Source organism: Mucilaginibacter aureus, assembly GCF_053514885.1.
Genome location: NZ_CP170601.1, coordinates 4,949,476 through 4,965,118, shown reverse-complemented (window position 1 = coordinate 4,965,118; position 15,643 = coordinate 4,949,476). Strand labels below are relative to the sequence as shown.

General features: G+C 41.5%; 15 protein-coding genes. 9 read left to right on the top strand and 6 right to left on the bottom strand.

What is annotated here, in order from left to right; genetic code table 11:
- Positions 1-152: 152 nt before the first annotated feature.
- Genes ACFGVR_RS21265 through ACFGVR_RS21230 form a run of 8 tightly spaced genes read left to right on the top strand, consistent with a single transcriptional unit; the run spans position 153 to position 6,446 of the window.
- Entirely contained in the window at positions 153-641 is a 489-nt protein-coding gene (locus ACFGVR_RS21265; protein WP_448699573.1) for a hypothetical protein, read from the top strand.
- A 15-nt stretch (positions 642-656) separates the two neighbouring features.
- A complete protein-coding gene (locus tag ACFGVR_RS21260) occupies positions 657-1,556 on the top strand; it encodes a hypothetical protein (protein ID WP_448699572.1) in 900 nt (299 codons plus the stop codon).
- A 9-nt stretch (positions 1,557-1,565) separates the two neighbouring features.
- Positions 1,566-2,714 (top strand): beta-ketoacyl-ACP synthase III, encoded by a 1,149-nt coding sequence (locus tag ACFGVR_RS21255; protein WP_448699571.1) that lies wholly within the window; start codon positions 1,566-1,568, stop codon positions 2,712-2,714.
- Between the two features lie 14 nt (positions 2,715-2,728).
- Positions 2,729-3,136: a hypothetical protein gene (locus ACFGVR_RS21250; protein ID WP_448699569.1), complete on the top strand. Its 408-nt coding sequence runs from the start codon at positions 2,729-2,731 to the stop codon at positions 3,134-3,136.
- Positions 3,126-4,142 carry a BtrH N-terminal domain-containing protein gene (locus tag ACFGVR_RS21245; protein ID WP_448699567.1) on the top strand — a complete coding sequence of 339 codons (1,017 nt, stop codon included), beginning with the start codon at positions 3,126-3,128 and terminating at the stop codon, positions 4,140-4,142. The genes ACFGVR_RS21250 and ACFGVR_RS21245 overlap by 11 nt, the downstream gene beginning before the upstream one ends.
- Positions 4,139-4,888, top strand: coding sequence for an ABC transporter ATP-binding protein (locus tag ACFGVR_RS21240; RefSeq protein ID WP_448699566.1), 750 nt, complete (start codon positions 4,139-4,141; stop codon positions 4,886-4,888). The genes ACFGVR_RS21245 and ACFGVR_RS21240 overlap by 4 nt, the downstream gene beginning before the upstream one ends.
- On the top strand, positions 4,888-6,168 hold the full coding sequence (locus ACFGVR_RS21235) for an ABC transporter permease (protein ID WP_448699565.1): 1,281 nt from the start codon (positions 4,888-4,890) through the stop codon (positions 6,166-6,168). The genes ACFGVR_RS21240 and ACFGVR_RS21235 overlap by 1 nt, the downstream gene beginning before the upstream one ends.
- Before the next feature lie 14 nt (positions 6,169-6,182).
- A complete protein-coding gene (locus tag ACFGVR_RS21230) occupies positions 6,183-6,446 on the top strand; it encodes a phosphopantetheine-binding protein (protein ID WP_448699564.1) in 264 nt (87 codons plus the stop codon).
- Between the two features lie 6 nt (positions 6,447-6,452).
- Here the strand turns inward: ACFGVR_RS21230 and ACFGVR_RS21225 are convergent, their stop codons facing one another.
- The 6 genes from ACFGVR_RS21225 to ACFGVR_RS21200 form a co-directional block, all read right to left on the bottom strand.
- Positions 6,453-7,517 carry a beta-ketoacyl synthase chain length factor gene (locus ACFGVR_RS21225; protein WP_448699563.1) on the bottom strand — a complete coding sequence of 355 codons (1,065 nt, stop codon included), beginning with the start codon at positions 7,515-7,517 and terminating at the stop codon, positions 6,453-6,455.
- Positions 7,514-9,343, bottom strand: coding sequence for a beta-ketoacyl-[acyl-carrier-protein] synthase family protein (locus tag ACFGVR_RS21220; RefSeq protein ID WP_448699561.1), 1,830 nt, complete (start codon positions 9,341-9,343; stop codon positions 7,514-7,516). Before ACFGVR_RS21220 ends, ACFGVR_RS21225 begins: the two co-directional genes overlap by 4 nt.
- 4 nt (positions 9,344-9,347) lie before the next feature.
- Complete coding sequence (locus tag ACFGVR_RS21215) at positions 9,348-10,481, bottom strand: beta-ketoacyl-[acyl-carrier-protein] synthase family protein (RefSeq protein WP_448699560.1); 1,134 nt, start codon at positions 10,479-10,481, stop codon at positions 9,348-9,350.
- A 37-nt stretch (positions 10,482-10,518) separates the two neighbouring features.
- On the bottom strand, positions 10,519-12,063 hold the full coding sequence (locus ACFGVR_RS21210) for an HAL/PAL/TAL family ammonia-lyase (RefSeq protein WP_448699559.1): 1,545 nt from the start codon (positions 12,061-12,063) through the stop codon (positions 10,519-10,521).
- 119 nt (positions 12,064-12,182) lie between these two features.
- Positions 12,183-13,457 carry a phenylacetate--CoA ligase family protein gene (locus ACFGVR_RS21205; RefSeq protein WP_448699557.1) on the bottom strand — a complete coding sequence of 425 codons (1,275 nt, stop codon included), beginning with the start codon at positions 13,455-13,457 and terminating at the stop codon, positions 12,183-12,185.
- A gap of 91 nt (positions 13,458-13,548) precedes the next feature.
- The gene (locus ACFGVR_RS21200) at positions 13,549-14,439 is read right to left on the bottom strand and encodes an alpha/beta hydrolase family esterase (RefSeq protein WP_448699555.1); all 891 of its coding nucleotides are present in this window, start codon (positions 14,437-14,439) and stop codon (positions 13,549-13,551) included.
- Between the two features lie 310 nt (positions 14,440-14,749).
- On the opposite strand from ACFGVR_RS21200, the gene ACFGVR_RS21195 reads away from it, so the two are divergent.
- The gene (locus ACFGVR_RS21195) at positions 14,750-15,631 is read left to right on the top strand and encodes a hypothetical protein (RefSeq protein WP_448699554.1); all 882 of its coding nucleotides are present in this window, start codon (positions 14,750-14,752) and stop codon (positions 15,629-15,631) included.
- The last annotated feature ends 12 nt before the right edge of the window (positions 15,632-15,643 follow it).

Below are 15,643 nucleotides of genomic sequence, written 5' to 3'. Positions count from 1 at the left end.
TTGGTGTTAATATATAAAATATTGTGATGGGTAGCCCTAACAAAAATAAATTAACTAAAAACTTAACTGTACAATAGCTTGTTAATTTATACGACCAACATATTTAAATCGCCATAATTAGGTATATTTGTGGCATAACGCCGTCTGCTTTAATGAAATTAACTATCTGTTTGCTACTGCTCCTCATTTTCCCGGATAAACTCACAAAAAGCAAAAGCCTGGCACAAAATTTTGATGTATCAGCTTTTTACGCCGTACTGGCATCGGGCAAAACAGATAATATTGACAAAGAGCTGAACATTTTAACTTCCGGATCGTTACCAGAAAAAGAAGCTTACGAAGGAACCCTGCTGATGCGAAAAGCCGGGCTGGTAAAAATACCTGCAGAGAAACTTAGGTTATTTAAAAAAGGACGGATAAAATTGGAAACCGCATTAAAAAACGATAACGATAACGCCGAATATCATTTTTTAAGGTTGATAATACAGGAACACGCCCCCAAAATTGTTAAATACAGCGCCGATATTGATGCCGACATGCAGTTTGTAAAAGCATCCTATAAAAACATGCCGCAGGCGATAAAACAAGCCGTTATTGATTATACAAAAAGTTCGAAGGTGTTGCACCTGCAAGATCTTTAATTTAGATACAGCCGAATGAACAAAAAAATACTGGCTATTTATTATTCACAATCAGGTCAACTCGGCGACATTATCGATTGTTTTACCGCGCCGCTTATTAATGCCGGGGCCGAGGTTGAAAAAGTAAATATTCAGCCTGTAAAAAATTTCCCCTTCCCCTGGACGGGGGCCAGCTTTTTTAGCGTAATGCCCGATTGTGTTTTAGATGTGCCGACAGAATTGTCTCCTTTTACTTTAAAACAGGAGCAGTATGATTTGGTAATATTAGGCTACCAGGCCTGGTTTTTATCGCCAAGCATACCATTTAATTCACTAATGCAGCAACAGCAATTAAAAACCATACTAAAAAACACACCTGTAATTACCGTTACGGGTGCCCGTAATATGTGGCTTAATGCTTTTGTAAGAGTAAAAAAGCTAATAAAAGCTGCCGGCGCCAACCATGTAGGTAATATTGCGCTGGTTGATAACCACCCCAACCCGGTTAGTTTTGTTACTATTTTTCATTGGATGCTGGGCGGTAAAAAAGACAGGTATCTCAACATTTTTCCGCCACCGGGTGTTTCTGACGCCGATATTAAGCACACACATGTATTTGGTGAACAGGTTTTAACACATTTAAATACCAATAACTGGGACGGCCTGCAAGACGAAATGGTTAAACAGGGCGCTGTTAAATTGAAATATAATTTAATGGTTATCGAATCGACGGCGGGCAAAATATTCAGATTTTGGGCTAACTTTATTGTAAAAAGAAAGAACAGGGCATTTTGGCTGGCAGCGTTTAAGTATTATCTTTTAATCGCTTTTTGGTTAGGTGCCCCAATAATTTTAACAATCAACAACGTTTTTATCCGTTTTTTTACGCCTAAACGTATTAAAGCAAAAAAACAGTACTATTTAAATTTAAATTAACGTACATATATGTCAACTCCTCAAGTTTATATCATTAGTACTTCAGCCTATTTTCCGAATGAGCCTGTTGCGAATGATGATATGGAACAATATCTCGGTTTTATTGATGGCAAACCTTCTAAGTCAAAAAAAATTGTATTGCGCAATAATGCTATTAAAAACCGTTACTACGCTTTAACCAAAGGAGGTAAGCCTACGCATACCAATGCCCAGATGACAGCCTTGGCCGTAAAAGCTTTATTTGAAACTGCGCCCGAAAAAATAAAAGATATTGAACTGTTATCATGCGGAACATCGTCGCCTGATCAGATCATGCCCAGCCATGGGGTAATGACACACGGCTGGCTGCCAGAGGCCGAAGGTATTGAAGTTGTTTCGCCGTCGGGTGTGTGTTGCGCAGGTATGCATGCTATTAAATACGCTTATATGGCCATTAAAACCGGCGATGTAAAGCTTGCTGTAGCAACAGGTTCCGAAAGGTTTTCGGGTTTGCTGGTAGCTGATGTTTTTGAAGAAGAGGCCCAAAAATTAAAAGACCTGAGCGACAATCCATATATCGCGTTTCAAAAAGATTTTTTAAGATGGATGTTATCTGACGGGGCTTCGGCCTTCCTGATGTCAGATAAGCCCAACGAAAAGGGGTTGAGCCTTCGGATTGATTGGATAGAAGGCATATCATACGCCAACGAAATGCAAACTTGCATGTACATGGGGGCCGAAAAGTTGCCTGATGGTACCTTAAAAGGCTTTATGGATTATACCCCCGAAGAGATCATGACCAACTCTATCTTCAGCGTAAAGCAGGATATTAGCCTGCTGAGCGATAATATAGTACCCCTGGGTGGCAAAAAAATAAAAGAAATATTAGACAGGCGTGGTATAACAGCAGCCGATATTGATCACTTTTTGCCGCATATATCAAGCGATTTTTTCAGGAGTAAGATATACGATATGGTTGAAATATACGGTGGAGGCATACCTTACGAAAAATGGTTTATTAACCTGTATACCGTTGGTAATGTGGGCGCAGCATCCATATTTTTAATGATAAACGAATTATTTAATAACGGTACGCTAAAAAAAGGCGAAAAACTTTTATTGCTGGTGCCTGAGAGTGCCAGATTTTCGTACATGTATGCCATGCTTACCGTTTGTTAAGCTTTGCTGATCTGATGAAAAAAGAAGATGTTCCGCAGGATTTAAGCTCGCTTGGCAAGATCACAAAAGAAGTTTGCTATGCGACCGATAAGTCTGGCAAATACGTAACCGAGCTTAGCCGGGGATGGGACGTGAAAATAACCGCCCTTGATGCTGCCTGGCATGATATTGGAAACCGCATAGCAGCAGCACGCCAAAAAGTATTGAACAACGAGGCCAGCCCTATCCTGTTTTTTATGGAAAAAGGTTTAATGGATATAGCCATTTTAGCTGCATATACCGGCTTTTGGCAATGGCAAATTAAAAGGCACCTCAAACCCGCTGTATTTGCAAAACTATCACACAAAAAATTACAGAAATATGCCGATGTTTTTAGCATTAGTGTAAACGATTTAAGGAACGGGAATATGTATGGAGCTTAATTTTGAACACTTGCAGTCGGCCCATTGCGAAAACGGTGTTACCCGTAGCTTATTAAGTAATGCGGGCATTAAAAATATAACCGAACCTTTGGCTTTTGGCATAGGCGCGGGTTTGTTTTATGTTTACGTGCCTTTTTTAAAAATAAATAACGGGCCTGTAATTGCCTTTAGGGTAATGCCGGGGCTTATATTTAAGCGCACCTGCAAGGCGCTGGGTATACAGATTGTACGCAAAAAATTTAGCTCCAGGCAAAAGGCCGAGGCTTTTTTAAATGAATGCCTTGCAGCAGGTCAGGCAGTGGGCTGCCAGGTTGGTGTTTATTATCTCAGTTACTTCCCCAAAGAATACCGCTTTCATTTTAACGCCCATAATTTGATTGTTTATGGCCATACCGGCGACAATTACCTAATAAGCGACCCGGTAATGGAACATCCGACTACGTTAACCAGTTATGAGTTGGAACGAGTGCGCTTTGCCAAAGGCACACTGGCACCAAACGGGCAGATATACTATGCCAAAACACCGGCTGTAGTTACCGACGCGCAAATAAAAAAAGGCATTGTTACCGGTATTAAAAAAACTGTAAACGATGTATTGCACAACCCCGTACCCATAGTTGGCATAAAAGGCATTAAGTATACAGGTAAGCGTATAAAGAAATGGCGCGATAGCCTGGGTGTAAAACAGGCAGGCTTGTACCTGGCCCAACTGGTGCGCATGCAGGAAGAAATCGGTACAGGTGGCGGTGGTTTCAGGTATATATATGGCGCGTTTTTGCAGGAGGCCTATGCTTACCACCCCATTGACGAACTATTGGAAATATCAAAAATGTTTACCGCTTCGGGCGATCTTTGGCGCACTGCTGCCGTGCAGGCTGCCGGGATATACAAAGGCCGTATTGGCAGCCAGGAAGATTTTAACGTAATGGGCGATTACCTGTTAGAGATAGCCGAAATAGAAAGACAAGCGCTTACCGCGTTATCAAAAATTAACTGGAAGGCATGAAACAATTAGCAATTGATATAAACGGCCTAATGTTCAGCTATCCGGGACATATAACCGCTCTGTTTTCGAACTTTAACCTCAAAATAAATAAAGGAGAAAGATTTGGGCTTTTTGGCCCGAACGGTGCCGGTAAAACTACCTTAATGAGCCTGATGGTTGGTTTGCTTACGTACGATACCGGCAGCATAAAACTGATAGATGCCGAAGTTAGCGGTCATAAACTATCTGTCAATAAAATTTTTGGTTACGTACCCCAGGATTTTTCGTTTTATCAGGAACTTAGCCCTGCCGAAAATTTGGAGTTTTTTGGCGCATGGTATGGCTTAAACAAACAGCAGATACAATTGCGCAGCCAGGAACTGTTAACAGTATTAGGCTTGCAGGATGTACGAGATAAACCGGTCGAAAAATTTTCAGGGGGGATGAAACGTCGCGTAAACCTGGCCATAGGCGTAATGCATAACCCGGAGGTTTTGTTTTTAGATGAGCCTACCGTGGGTGTTGATGTGCAAACAAGGTTTGCCATAATTGACTATTTAAAACAGTTAAATCAACAGGGTACAACACTTATTTATACATCGCACCAATTAAGCGAGGCCGAAAGCTTGTGTACACGTATAGCCATGATTGATAACGGAAAGCTTATTGTATACGATGAGTTAAACACACTTCTGGCCCAACACAGCCAAACCGGCCTTGAGGGCTTATTTTTAAATTTAACAGGTAAAAACTACAGGGATTCGTGATGTTTAAACTTTGGGCAACTATAATTAAAGATATACGCATACTAACCCGCGACAAGGTTGGACTGCTGTTTATGTTTGCGATGCCCATTTTGCTGGTAGTTATTGTTACCAGCATACAAAACAGCACCTTTCAGCTCATCAATAAAAATAAAATACCTTTACTGATTTGTAACCAGGATACCGGCAAAATAAGTCGCGACTTTGTACAGGCTATTGATAAGGTAGGGATGTTTAAACTAATACCCATATCAAAAGATGGTGATGCAAAGCTTATAATAACGCGCATGCAAAGTAAGGATGCACTTTTAGGTATACTCATACCGGCTGATTTTTCGGCAAAAACCGATGCTAAAGCAAAGCTTGTAGCGGGTAAGGCCCTCAATACTTTTGGATTAGAGGGTGATAAGCTTAGCCCAGCCGTGGGAAATGTACGCCCTGTATCATTGTATTACCAACCTATATTGCAGGAGTCTTTCAGAAAGTCAGTACAGGGTGCTTTATACGCTGCTTTACAGCTGATAGAAAGCAAACAGATATTAAAGAACCTTTATTTTAGCGTTAATGAAAAACCTTTACCCCAAAAACTTGAGGATGAATTATTAAACAACAACATCCCGATAGACGAGATACCTGTTTCAAAGGATAATAGCCGCAGTATACCCAATGCATCGCAGCATAACGTACCCGCATGGACAATTTTCGCCATGTTTTTTGTGGTGATATCATTAGGCGGCAGCATTGTCCGCGAAAAGCTGAGCGGTAGCTTTATCAGGCTAAAAACCTTGCCAACAAACTATTATATAGCGCTGCTGTCAAAACAAATAACTTACCTTACCGTTACTATAGCGCAGGCCACGGTAATATTTGCTATTGGTTTATGGGTGTTTCCGTTAATTGGCCTGCCTCCGCTAAATTTACCTGCCGATGTATTGGGCTTAATACTGGTGTCGTTAATTTGCGGGTGGTGCGCGGTTAGCTATGCCATATGCATTGGCATATTTGCGCAAACGCAAGAGCAAGCCAATGGCATTGGGGCGGTATCAATTGTTATACTGGCTGCTATTGGCGGGTTGATGGTGCCAAGTTTTGCTATGCCGGCATCGTTTGCAACTATTATTAAATTATCGCCAATGCATTGGTGTTTGGAAGCTTATTACGGCCTGTTTTTAGAAGGCGGTAAACTTACCGATGTTTTGATAAATATAATACCTTTATTGGTGATAACTTTATGCCTGCAGGCGTTAACGGTCACAGGTTTGAAAGCAAAAAAATTAATCTGAATAAATACAGCTCAATGGAAATTCAAGAACTAAAACAACAACTAAAAAAACAAATTATAGAGTTTCTTAACTTGTCGCCTTTAACACCCGAAGAAATTAAAGACAATGAGCTTTTGTTTGGCGAAGGCCTTGGTTTAGATTCGATCGATTCGCTCGAACTGATCGTGCTGCTCAAAAAGGAATATGGCATTGTGATTCAGGACCCTAAAGAAGGTCGCAAAATACTGGTTGACGTAAATACCATGGTTGACTATATTGAGAAAAACCGCACTAAATAATTAGCATCAGCAGGCACGTACCAGTATTAATGAATGGTAAATGCCAAAGTAATGATTGTATATCAATATCTGTTTTGGGGTAAGGTTTTCACCGGGTCTTTCCATAATTACCGCCGGTACCTTACCCTTTTTAATAATATTTGCTGCCAGCCATAACGCAAATGATGATGAGGTTGGGTACTCGCCGCATAAATGTTTATAGTTAGCCAGCCGTACGTTGTTAAAGATCGACTTACTTAAGTCATGATAACTTTTATCGTATTTAGTGTCGCCACTTTTCCCGGTAATTACCAGATCGATGTCTTCAATTTGAAGGCCATGCCTGTTTAAAAAGCCGGTAATGCGCTGTTCAATTTCGATGGTATTGGCAGGCTTGTAAAAGGTTTGTGTGCCTTGTAACTCGGCCATATTGTTGGTTGATGGCTTATCGGTTAATAAAACAAAAGCTACGCCTTCGCCTCCTATTGTTCCTTTTGATGGTGTTTTAAACAGATCTAAATTCAATAACTGCTGCCGTTTAAATAAACCCAGCCTTGTTAAAATAGTATAACTGGTATCGGTCATTTCATCGGTGCCACCAACCAGTATATTATCTGCTTCGCCTTCTTTTAAAAGCATAGTGGCATCTATCAGCGCGCTTTCAAACGAAATGCCTTGATGTACAAAAGTATTGTTATACCCGTGGCACTGTAGCATTAAAGCAATTTGCGCGGTAACTGTATTGTGGGTCGACTGTATAAATGCTGTTGGGTTAAGCATCTCTTCTTTCATCTCTATCATCCTCGACAAAAACGTTATCGTATCGGCCATGCAACCGTAAGCAGTGCCGGTAATAATAGCATCCGGCATTTCAACATCGGCCTGTTTTAAGCATTTTATAGCCGCAGCGATCCCCATTTTTATAATATGCCCCATCCGCCTGATCTGTTTTGGATCTATATAAGCCGAATAATCCGGCTCAATAGCCCTTAAACGGTTTTCGTGATACTCAATAGGGGGGGTGAGTAAGCCATCGTCATCAAACGTATTTTGAGGCGATATACAAGTAGCCGAGCGTATATATACCTTCATGGATTAATGCTTGAAAATATTAACGATGAACAATTACCGCCAAAGCCAAAAGAATTAGACATGACGTGGTTAATAGTGAGTCCCTTTTTAAACTGTGTTTGGGGTGCGAAAGGGAAGCCCTGCATTTGGGTTTTAAACCTCAGGTTTGGATAAATAATGCCATGCTTAATAGCCAAAACTGAAAACACAGCCTCAATGCCACCACTTGCACCCAGGGTGTGCCCGGTAAACGATTTGGTAGAGCTCATGGGCGGATATTCAGGCCCGAATAAGCGCTTTACAGCGGTGCCTTCGGCCTCGTCGTTATTGGGTGTACCGGTGCCGTGTAAATTAATGTAGTCAATATCGCCAGGGCTTAAGCCTGCTTTGGCAAGCGCTCCTTGCATAGCCATATATGAGCCTGTACCATCGGGTGATGAAGCCGTTTGGTGATAGGCATCGTTACTATTATTATAGCCACTTAATTTGCAGTATAATGGATTTGTTAACGTTTTTGCAACACGATCAGACACCAGCACAACATAACCGGCACCCTCGCCAAGGTTTAAACCCCTGCGGTTTTCGTCAAACGGTTTGCAAAACTCTTTATCCAGTATCATTAAGGTATTAAAGCCGTTTAGCGTAAATCTGGTTAACGAATCGGCCCCACCGGCTACAACCACATCTAAAACATCATTACTAATTAGGCGCGAGCCATAAAATATGGCATTTGCCGATGACGAACAAGCTGTGTTAATGGTCGTCATATAATCTTTTATTCCTAACTGTTTGGCAACGGCCTCGGTTATGCTGCCGCACTCATGGTCAAAAACGTTTCTTAATTTTCCTTTGCGGTTATCGGCAATAAAATCGACAAAAAAATCTTCGCTTTTATCCATGCCGCCAACGGTATTTGCCGAAACCAAGCCTACCCTAAGTGATGCCAGCGACGGTATCGCCGCATCGGCGATAGCCTCTTTGGCTGCGGTTAAACTTAACAAAGTAGTGCGGCTGGTATTAGGCGCCATGCTGTGCATCTCAACAAGTTGGGCATTGCTTAGTTTTACCTCAGCGACGGGTAATTGCTTACCATGTATGGTATCCAGGTAAGTTATATCGCCTATGCCGGCTTTTTCGTTTTCAAAGGCGATAAGGTTATCGGCAACATTATTGCCAATAGCGGTTATGGTACCAATGCCTGCTATATAAACTCCGGGGTTTGCTTTTGGGCCCTTAAATAATTCGGTTATATTTTGTTCTGTAAAAGGTACCGCATTGCTGTTTTCCATCTTTTCAACCAAAAACAAGGCGGCTTTATATTCGTCGCCCAATAGTTCAACCCAGCCGCAGATACAAGTTTGTAAAACGCCTGTATCGAGCAGGTTACTTACATAATTAATAATGAAACCTGTATCAAAACTATCGGATAAAAAAAATGCGTCTTCGCCTTTAAAGTTGTTGCGGATGCATATTTCGCCGGTAATGATATTAGGTAATGTGTAAACAAACAAGGACGGGCTTGGATCATCGCCTATGCTGACCTGGTAACGTTTATCTGTATCGAGGCTTGCATTGGCATTGGCCAAAATAATTCCCACATCTTCAGGCTGGTACATGCCTTTATTAAAACTATCTTTCAATAGTATTTCTGAACATAGCCAACCCAGCTTGTTAAGGTTGTCCATTTTATAATACCTGGCATAACTAAGGTTGAGATGCTTGTAAAGGGCGTTCAGAAAGGTGGGGGTATCGGCAGTTTTATCTGTAAATACTACCTCATTGTTTTTGCATACCGTATGGTTGCTGATGATACAACTGGAGGTGATATATTTTTGCTGATGCGACATTTACTTATTGTTTGTTAAATACTATCGCGGCATTGCAGCCACCAAAACCCGAAGCCGTTTTTAGGCAGCTTTTATATTCGCCTGCCAGCAAACCTGTACAAATGTTTAAGGCATTGGTGGTGCCCGTATGGGTAAAACCTAAAGATGGTACAACTATATTTTCTTTAAGCGATTGTATAGCAATAATGGATTCTATTAACCCGGCGGCACCCAATGTATGCCCGTAATAACCCTTTAAACTATTAACCACAATATGCTGCATATTGGCTAAGGTTATAGCTTTTGCTTCCATTTCGTCGTTATAAACGGTGGCTGTGCCATGGCCCGATATAAAGCCAATGTCGGCAACAGCCAACTGGGCTTCATTTAATGCTTTGTTAATGGCCTGCTTAAGTTCATCACCGGTGCGTGATGGCGCCGAAATATGATTGGCATCGTTACTAACCGCACCTCCGGTTACCTTAACATCATCTTCACTATTTTTGCGGGCCGATAAAATTACCGTTGCGGCGCCCTCGCCTAAAGTTATGCCATCGCGGTTTGCATCAAAGGGCCTGCACGGCTCAGCGCTTATAGCGTGAAACGACTGGAAGCCCGATAAAATAAATTTCGAAATAACGTCGGCACCTACAACTACGGCGTTTTCATATTGCCCTGTCTGTATTAAACGTTTACCGGTTATTATACCCATCAAACCCGAGATACAGGCATTTGATATAACAACCGGCTGATTTACAAAACCAAAGTAGCTGGCAATTAGCCGGGCCGATGTTGGTAGTGATATTCGTTTTTGTACATCGGGGGTATTCACCCCGGTTTCTAAAACATCAATATTGCCTTTGGTTGAGCAAATTATCAGGATAGTTTTTTTATCGGCAACATTAACCTTGCTATTTGTAAGAGCCGCCGATATTGACGCAATGAGCAATTGCTCAAACCGGGTGTGCTTTACTTCGCCATGGTTAAAAATACTGCTGTTATTATCAAATAAAGCAGCGTAAAAAGGCTTATCGGCCAGTGCGGTATTATAGTGGCTTTTTATACCCGACAGACCTTTTTTAACCTGTGTAAAATTTTCGCCGGTTGTTAAACCGATAGGCGACACAATATTATCTGAAACAATAAAAACGTCTGTCATTATTTGCCAAATTAATATTCATTTTACACCATTAAAATTAAATACAGACCGGCGGGTTGTTTGTTTCTAAAAACAAACGTACACTCTCCATCTCTTTGTATTTTGGCTGGTCTTCAATAAATTTTGGGAAAATGCTGCGTACGTTATTATATAAAGCCAGGGTATGGGGTGCCAGTTTTTTATGACACTTTAAAAAATCAATAGCTTGCAAAAGTGTCATTAATTGTATTCCTAATACCGAAAATGAGTTGTCTATTACCTTTTTTGTCATTACGGCTGCATTACAGCCCATGCTCACAATATCCTGGTTATCGTTATTGTTGGGTATGCTGTGTACATACATCGGGAACGAAAGCGTTTGATTTTCGGCAACGGTTGATGTAGCAGTAAACTGAACGCCCTGCATACCAAAATTTAAGCCCAACACCCCAAGGTTAACAAAAGGTGGAAATTTTTGGTTAAGCTTATTATTGAGTAAATAATTAAGCTGTCGTTCGGCAAGCATTGATAATTTGGTAATCGCTATTTTTAATTTATCCATTTCGAGCGAAACATAATCGCCATGGAAATTACCGCCGTGGAAGATATTTTGATTAATGTGATCGACAACCGGATTGTCATTAACCGAGTTAAGTTCGTCAACCAATACCTTTTTGGCGTTCATTACTGTATCGTAAACGGGGCCTAAAACCTGGGTAACACAACGCAGCGAATAGTATTCTTGTACCTTATCTTCAAAAACATCGTGTTTAATGCCATCGGCATGATATAAATGTTTTGAGCGGCTGCGTATCATTTTACTATCCTGCAAAATATCACGCAACATAGCGGCCACCTTATTTTGCCCTTTGTGATGTTTCACCACGTTCAACTCGTACGAATAATGGTCATCGTAAGCTTCAACAACTTCGTTGGTCATGGCTGATAGCATAGCCGACCAGCCTACTAATTTTTGTGCCTGTATAACGTTTACCATACCAATACCTGTCATGGCTGATGTACCATTGATAGTAGCCAGGCCTTCGCGAACATGTATAGCTAATGGCTTTATACCCAGTTTTTTAAATACATCAGCGGTGGGTTGCAGTTTGTCCTCGTATATTACATCTCCTTCGCCAATCAATACCAAACCCAAATGGGCAAGCTGTACCAAATCGCCGCTGGCACCTACACCACCATGCTCATACACGCAGGGGCTCACATCTTTATTGATCAGTTCTGTAAGCAGTTCAACAATATCGGTATGCACGCCCGAGTACGCCTGCATTAAACTGTTGAGGCGGGCTATCATGAGCGCTTTAACCAATAAAGGCGATAACAGTGCTCCGCTGCCCGAACTATGGCTGCGTATCAGGTTGTATTGAAGTTGTAAAAGGTTTTTTTCGGAAACCTTGTATTGGGCCATGGGACCAAAGCCCGTATTTATACCGTAAATAAGCTTATTTGAAGAAAATTGCTGAAGAAATTCGAAATTAACGGTTATTTTCTCTAAAGCGGTTTTGGGTAAAGTGATGGTTTTCTTCTTAAATAGTATATCAGAAAAATCATTTAAAGTAAGGACGTTTTGTCCAATAGGTATCATACGCAAAAATTGTTTTTATTATAGCTGCAAGCGTCAAATATAAGTTTTTGTTTATTAATTGCTGGCCTTAATAAACAATATTGGTGTTGTATAGTAGTTTAGAAACTGGTTAACCGGATTTATGTTCTTCTGTCGATAAATTTGATGATCTTACGGCTGGCTTCCTGTATCTGCATTTTTTGTATCTGCTCCATATTAACATAGGTAATATGGGGGCTAACCCTTAAACGTGCCTGCAGGTAAGCACGTATCCGGTTATCGCAGGTCCTATCGTTACTTGCGGGCACTATGTGCAATAAAACCTCATCCATACCTATTTCATTCGAATAAACATCAACCACAAAATCAATCACATCTTCAATCTCGTTTAAGAGATCGAACAAAGCCGGGGGATATAACGTAGTGCCTTTAAACTTGATCATTTGTTTTTTGCGACCGATAATGGACGATAAACGCAAACTGGTACGGCCGCATGCGCAGGGCTCGTCAAAATACATACACATATCGCCTGTTTTGTAGCGCAGCAATGGCATACCTTCAACACCCAAAGTGGTTATGGTTACCTCGCCTGGTGTATTGGGAGCAACGTGGTGATTGTTTTCGTCGAGCAGTTCAACAATTAACAATTCGGGTTGTAAGTGCCCGCCACATCCCTGGCTGCATTCGGTAAACGCTGTTTGCATTTCGGTTGAAGCATAGGTTGAATACAATTGAATATCCCAGGCTTCGGTTATCTTTTTGCCGAGTATGTTATAGCTAAAATCAGTATTGCGTATGTTTTCGCCAATGCAAATAGCTTTTTTTACCGATGAACTGTTGATATCTATATGATTTTCGTGCGCAAATTTTATCAGTTTTAATATAAACGAGGGAACCGCAATAATGGCAGTAGGCTTAAGCCGCTGGATGGTTTCCCATTGCAATGATGGTACGCCGGGGCCTAAACGTATAATGCCCGCGCCCAGTTTACGCAAGCCCGAGTAGTAGGCAATGCCGGCCATAAATTGCCTGTCGAGCGTAAGCATTAACTGGTAAATATCATCGGCAGAGGTATCGGCACAGATAAACGAATTATATTCGTTTATAGTTAAACGGTCGAGGTCTTTATCGGTAAGGGCAATTGTAACCGGGCTGCCTAATGTACCCGATGTAGACGCGTATTCAATGATCTTATCGCGACCAACGCATAAAAAATCATCATTGTATTGCTGCAGGTCCTCTTTACTGGTAAGCGGCAGCCGCGCCAGATCGGCAAGGGTTTTAATGGTTGTTATATCAATATGGTGTTTTGCAAACAAAGCTTTGTAAAAAGCAGAGTGTATGCTAACGTATTGCAACAGTTGGCCCAGCCTTTGCTCTTGTCGTATTTTAATATCATTTGCCGATGCACTCATTGGTATTTGTCTGAACCTCTTGTTTTAACCAGGCGCAAAGAAACTAAAAATTTTGCTGATACCTTAATGCGAATGGCCTTTTCGCATTTTCTTATAGGGCGCTATCGGGGGTTAGGTTTAGCTTATATTTTTTTAAAAAATCCCACATTACAGCACAGGCGTTTATGTTTTTGGTGGTTTTGCCTACTATCCACCGGGGCATATATTGCCAGCCGCCAGGCCAGGTATGGCCACCATTAACTATGGTATATCCAATTACTTCAATACCGTTGGCCGGATTGCGATATTCTTCGCAGATCACACTTGTACCATCGTGGGCGGTATCGGGTATATTGGTAATAACAGGTTCCGGGTTGCACTTATCAAAATTGACCCACAGTTTTACCACATCATTATGTGAGTAGGTAAGCCGTCCGAAAGCTTTGCCTCCTTTGTTTGAAAATACCCGGTCTTTAGTACCATGCATATAAATAACAGGCATTGGCTTTACAGGCGCATAACCTTCTTCAACGTTCATGGTACCCGCAACAACACCTATGGCGGCAATGCGGCTGCTTAGCTGGCAAGCCAGCCGCGACGCCATAAAACCACCGTTTGATATACCGGTAATATATACCCGCTGCGGGTCGGCATGATATTTATCTACCATTAAGCTGATCAGTTTATCCATAAACTTAACATCGTCAATACCTTTATTATCGCGCCCGTCATGCCATATATGTTTTGATGCCGGGCATACTACTATAAATTTATCCCTATCGGCAAGGGGCCTGAAATCGGCCAAACGGAACTGGCCTTTAGGCGAAGCAAGGCCACCATGTAATGAAATTATTAAGGGCATTTTACCGTTGCCGTTGGCTGGTATATAGCTAACAAACGACCGCTTAATGCCGTCAACAATCATATCTTCGTGTTTTTGCATGCTTTGCCCCATAGCAGGATGAATAAGAAAGAAACATAGCAATAAAAAGGTATATTTCATTAAAGGTGATTTATAAACTACATACTGTAAAAAAAGACGAATAGTTTTATTTGACGAGCGTTTAAACAAAATTACTTTATCAGATTGTGTGCCGAAGCACAAAATGGGTGAATAAACAGTTAGGTGTTTTTTTGCAATCGTTCCCACTCAATGGGAGTGTTTCCGATTGATGATACCCTGGTTATAAAATAAGGCTTTTTGCTTTGTGTGATCACCAGCCTGGGTTTTGAACCTATAAAGGGCAGCCTTTTTTTGTTGATCTTCGGTTATTTTTGTCTAAATTCAGAAAAATAATTGCTAAACAAATCGTATGAAATTTCAGCTAACCTTGATCGCTTTATTCATCATCGGCACTAAGCTGTCTTTTGCGCAGGATGATGCGGGCGCTTTGATCTTTCATATCCAATCATCGCATACCGCGTTCCCGGATACGGGTAGGGCGAGGGGACATGTTTATAGTAAAGTTTTATATACCGAAGCTGAACATTATCATGACAGCACGGTGCTCATCATTGCGCCTAAAAACCTGGATGCCAGGAAAACGGTCGACCTGGTCTTTTGGTTCCATGGCTGGCGTAATAATGTAGATAGCACAGCTGCTTATTACCAGCTTACCCGTCAGTTTATAGCCTCGCACCAAAACGCGGTGTTGATTTTAGCCGAAACAGCACGAAACGCTCCCGACAGCTACGGCGGCAAACTGGAAAACCAGGGAGTGTTTAAAGCATTGGTTAACGATGTGTTAAATGCGTTGAAAACGCGGCGGCTAACCGGTAAAAATTGCCAGCCAGGTCACATCCTGTTAGGCGGCCATAGCGGTGCATATCGTGTACTGGCCCGTATTATCCAAAACGGGCAAATGCCCATTGACGAGGTAATGCTATTTGATGCCCTGTATGCCGACACCGATAAATTTATGGCCTGGATAAAAGCGGATACCTCGCACCGGTTTATTCACCTGTACACCGATCACGGCGGCACAGCGGGCGAAAGCCACAATATGGTGAAGCTGCTTGAGCAGGAACATATTGCTTACGTTGAAACAGAAGAAAACAATTTAACAGCACAGCAAGTTAAAGCCAACAGGCTAATGTTTATTCACAGCTTGCATGAGCATAATGATATTATCTGTAAGCCGGATAATTTTCAGCTTTTTTTGGAGAATAACCCGTTTTTGAAGAAAATCAAATAGGTAATCACTGAG

Coding starts and splice junctions, on each gene's coding strand:
- ACFGVR_RS21265 (WP_448699573.1), top strand. CDS start 153: ATGAAATTAACTATCTGTTTGCTACTGCTCCTCATTTTCCCGGATAAA.
- ACFGVR_RS21260 (WP_448699572.1), top strand. CDS start 657: ATGAACAAAAAAATACTGGCTATTTATTATTCACAATCAGGTCAACTC.
- ACFGVR_RS21255 (WP_448699571.1), top strand. CDS start 1,566: ATGTCAACTCCTCAAGTTTATATCATTAGTACTTCAGCCTATTTTCCG.
- ACFGVR_RS21250 (WP_448699569.1), top strand. CDS start 2,729: ATGAAAAAAGAAGATGTTCCGCAGGATTTAAGCTCGCTTGGCAAGATC.
- ACFGVR_RS21245 (WP_448699567.1), top strand. CDS start 3,126: ATGGAGCTTAATTTTGAACACTTGCAGTCGGCCCATTGCGAAAACGGT.
- ACFGVR_RS21240 (WP_448699566.1), top strand. CDS start 4,139: ATGAAACAATTAGCAATTGATATAAACGGCCTAATGTTCAGCTATCCG.
- ACFGVR_RS21235 (WP_448699565.1), top strand. CDS start 4,888: ATGTTTAAACTTTGGGCAACTATAATTAAAGATATACGCATACTAACC.
- ACFGVR_RS21230 (WP_448699564.1), top strand. CDS start 6,183: ATGGAAATTCAAGAACTAAAACAACAACTAAAAAAACAAATTATAGAG.
- ACFGVR_RS21225 (WP_448699563.1), bottom strand. CDS start 7,517: ATGAAGGTATATATACGCTCGGCTACTTGTATATCGCCTCAAAATACG.
- ACFGVR_RS21220 (WP_448699561.1), bottom strand. CDS start 9,343: ATGTCGCATCAGCAAAAATATATCACCTCCAGTTGTATCATCAGCAAC.
- ACFGVR_RS21215 (WP_448699560.1), bottom strand. CDS start 10,481: ATGACAGACGTTTTTATTGTTTCAGATAATATTGTGTCGCCTATCGGT.
- ACFGVR_RS21210 (WP_448699559.1), bottom strand. CDS start 12,063: ATGATACCTATTGGACAAAACGTCCTTACTTTAAATGATTTTTCTGAT.
- ACFGVR_RS21205 (WP_448699557.1), bottom strand. CDS start 13,457: ATGAGTGCATCGGCAAATGATATTAAAATACGACAAGAGCAAAGGCTG.
- ACFGVR_RS21200 (WP_448699555.1), bottom strand. CDS start 14,439: ATGAAATATACCTTTTTATTGCTATGTTTCTTTCTTATTCATCCTGCT.
- ACFGVR_RS21195 (WP_448699554.1), top strand. CDS start 14,750: ATGAAATTTCAGCTAACCTTGATCGCTTTATTCATCATCGGCACTAAG.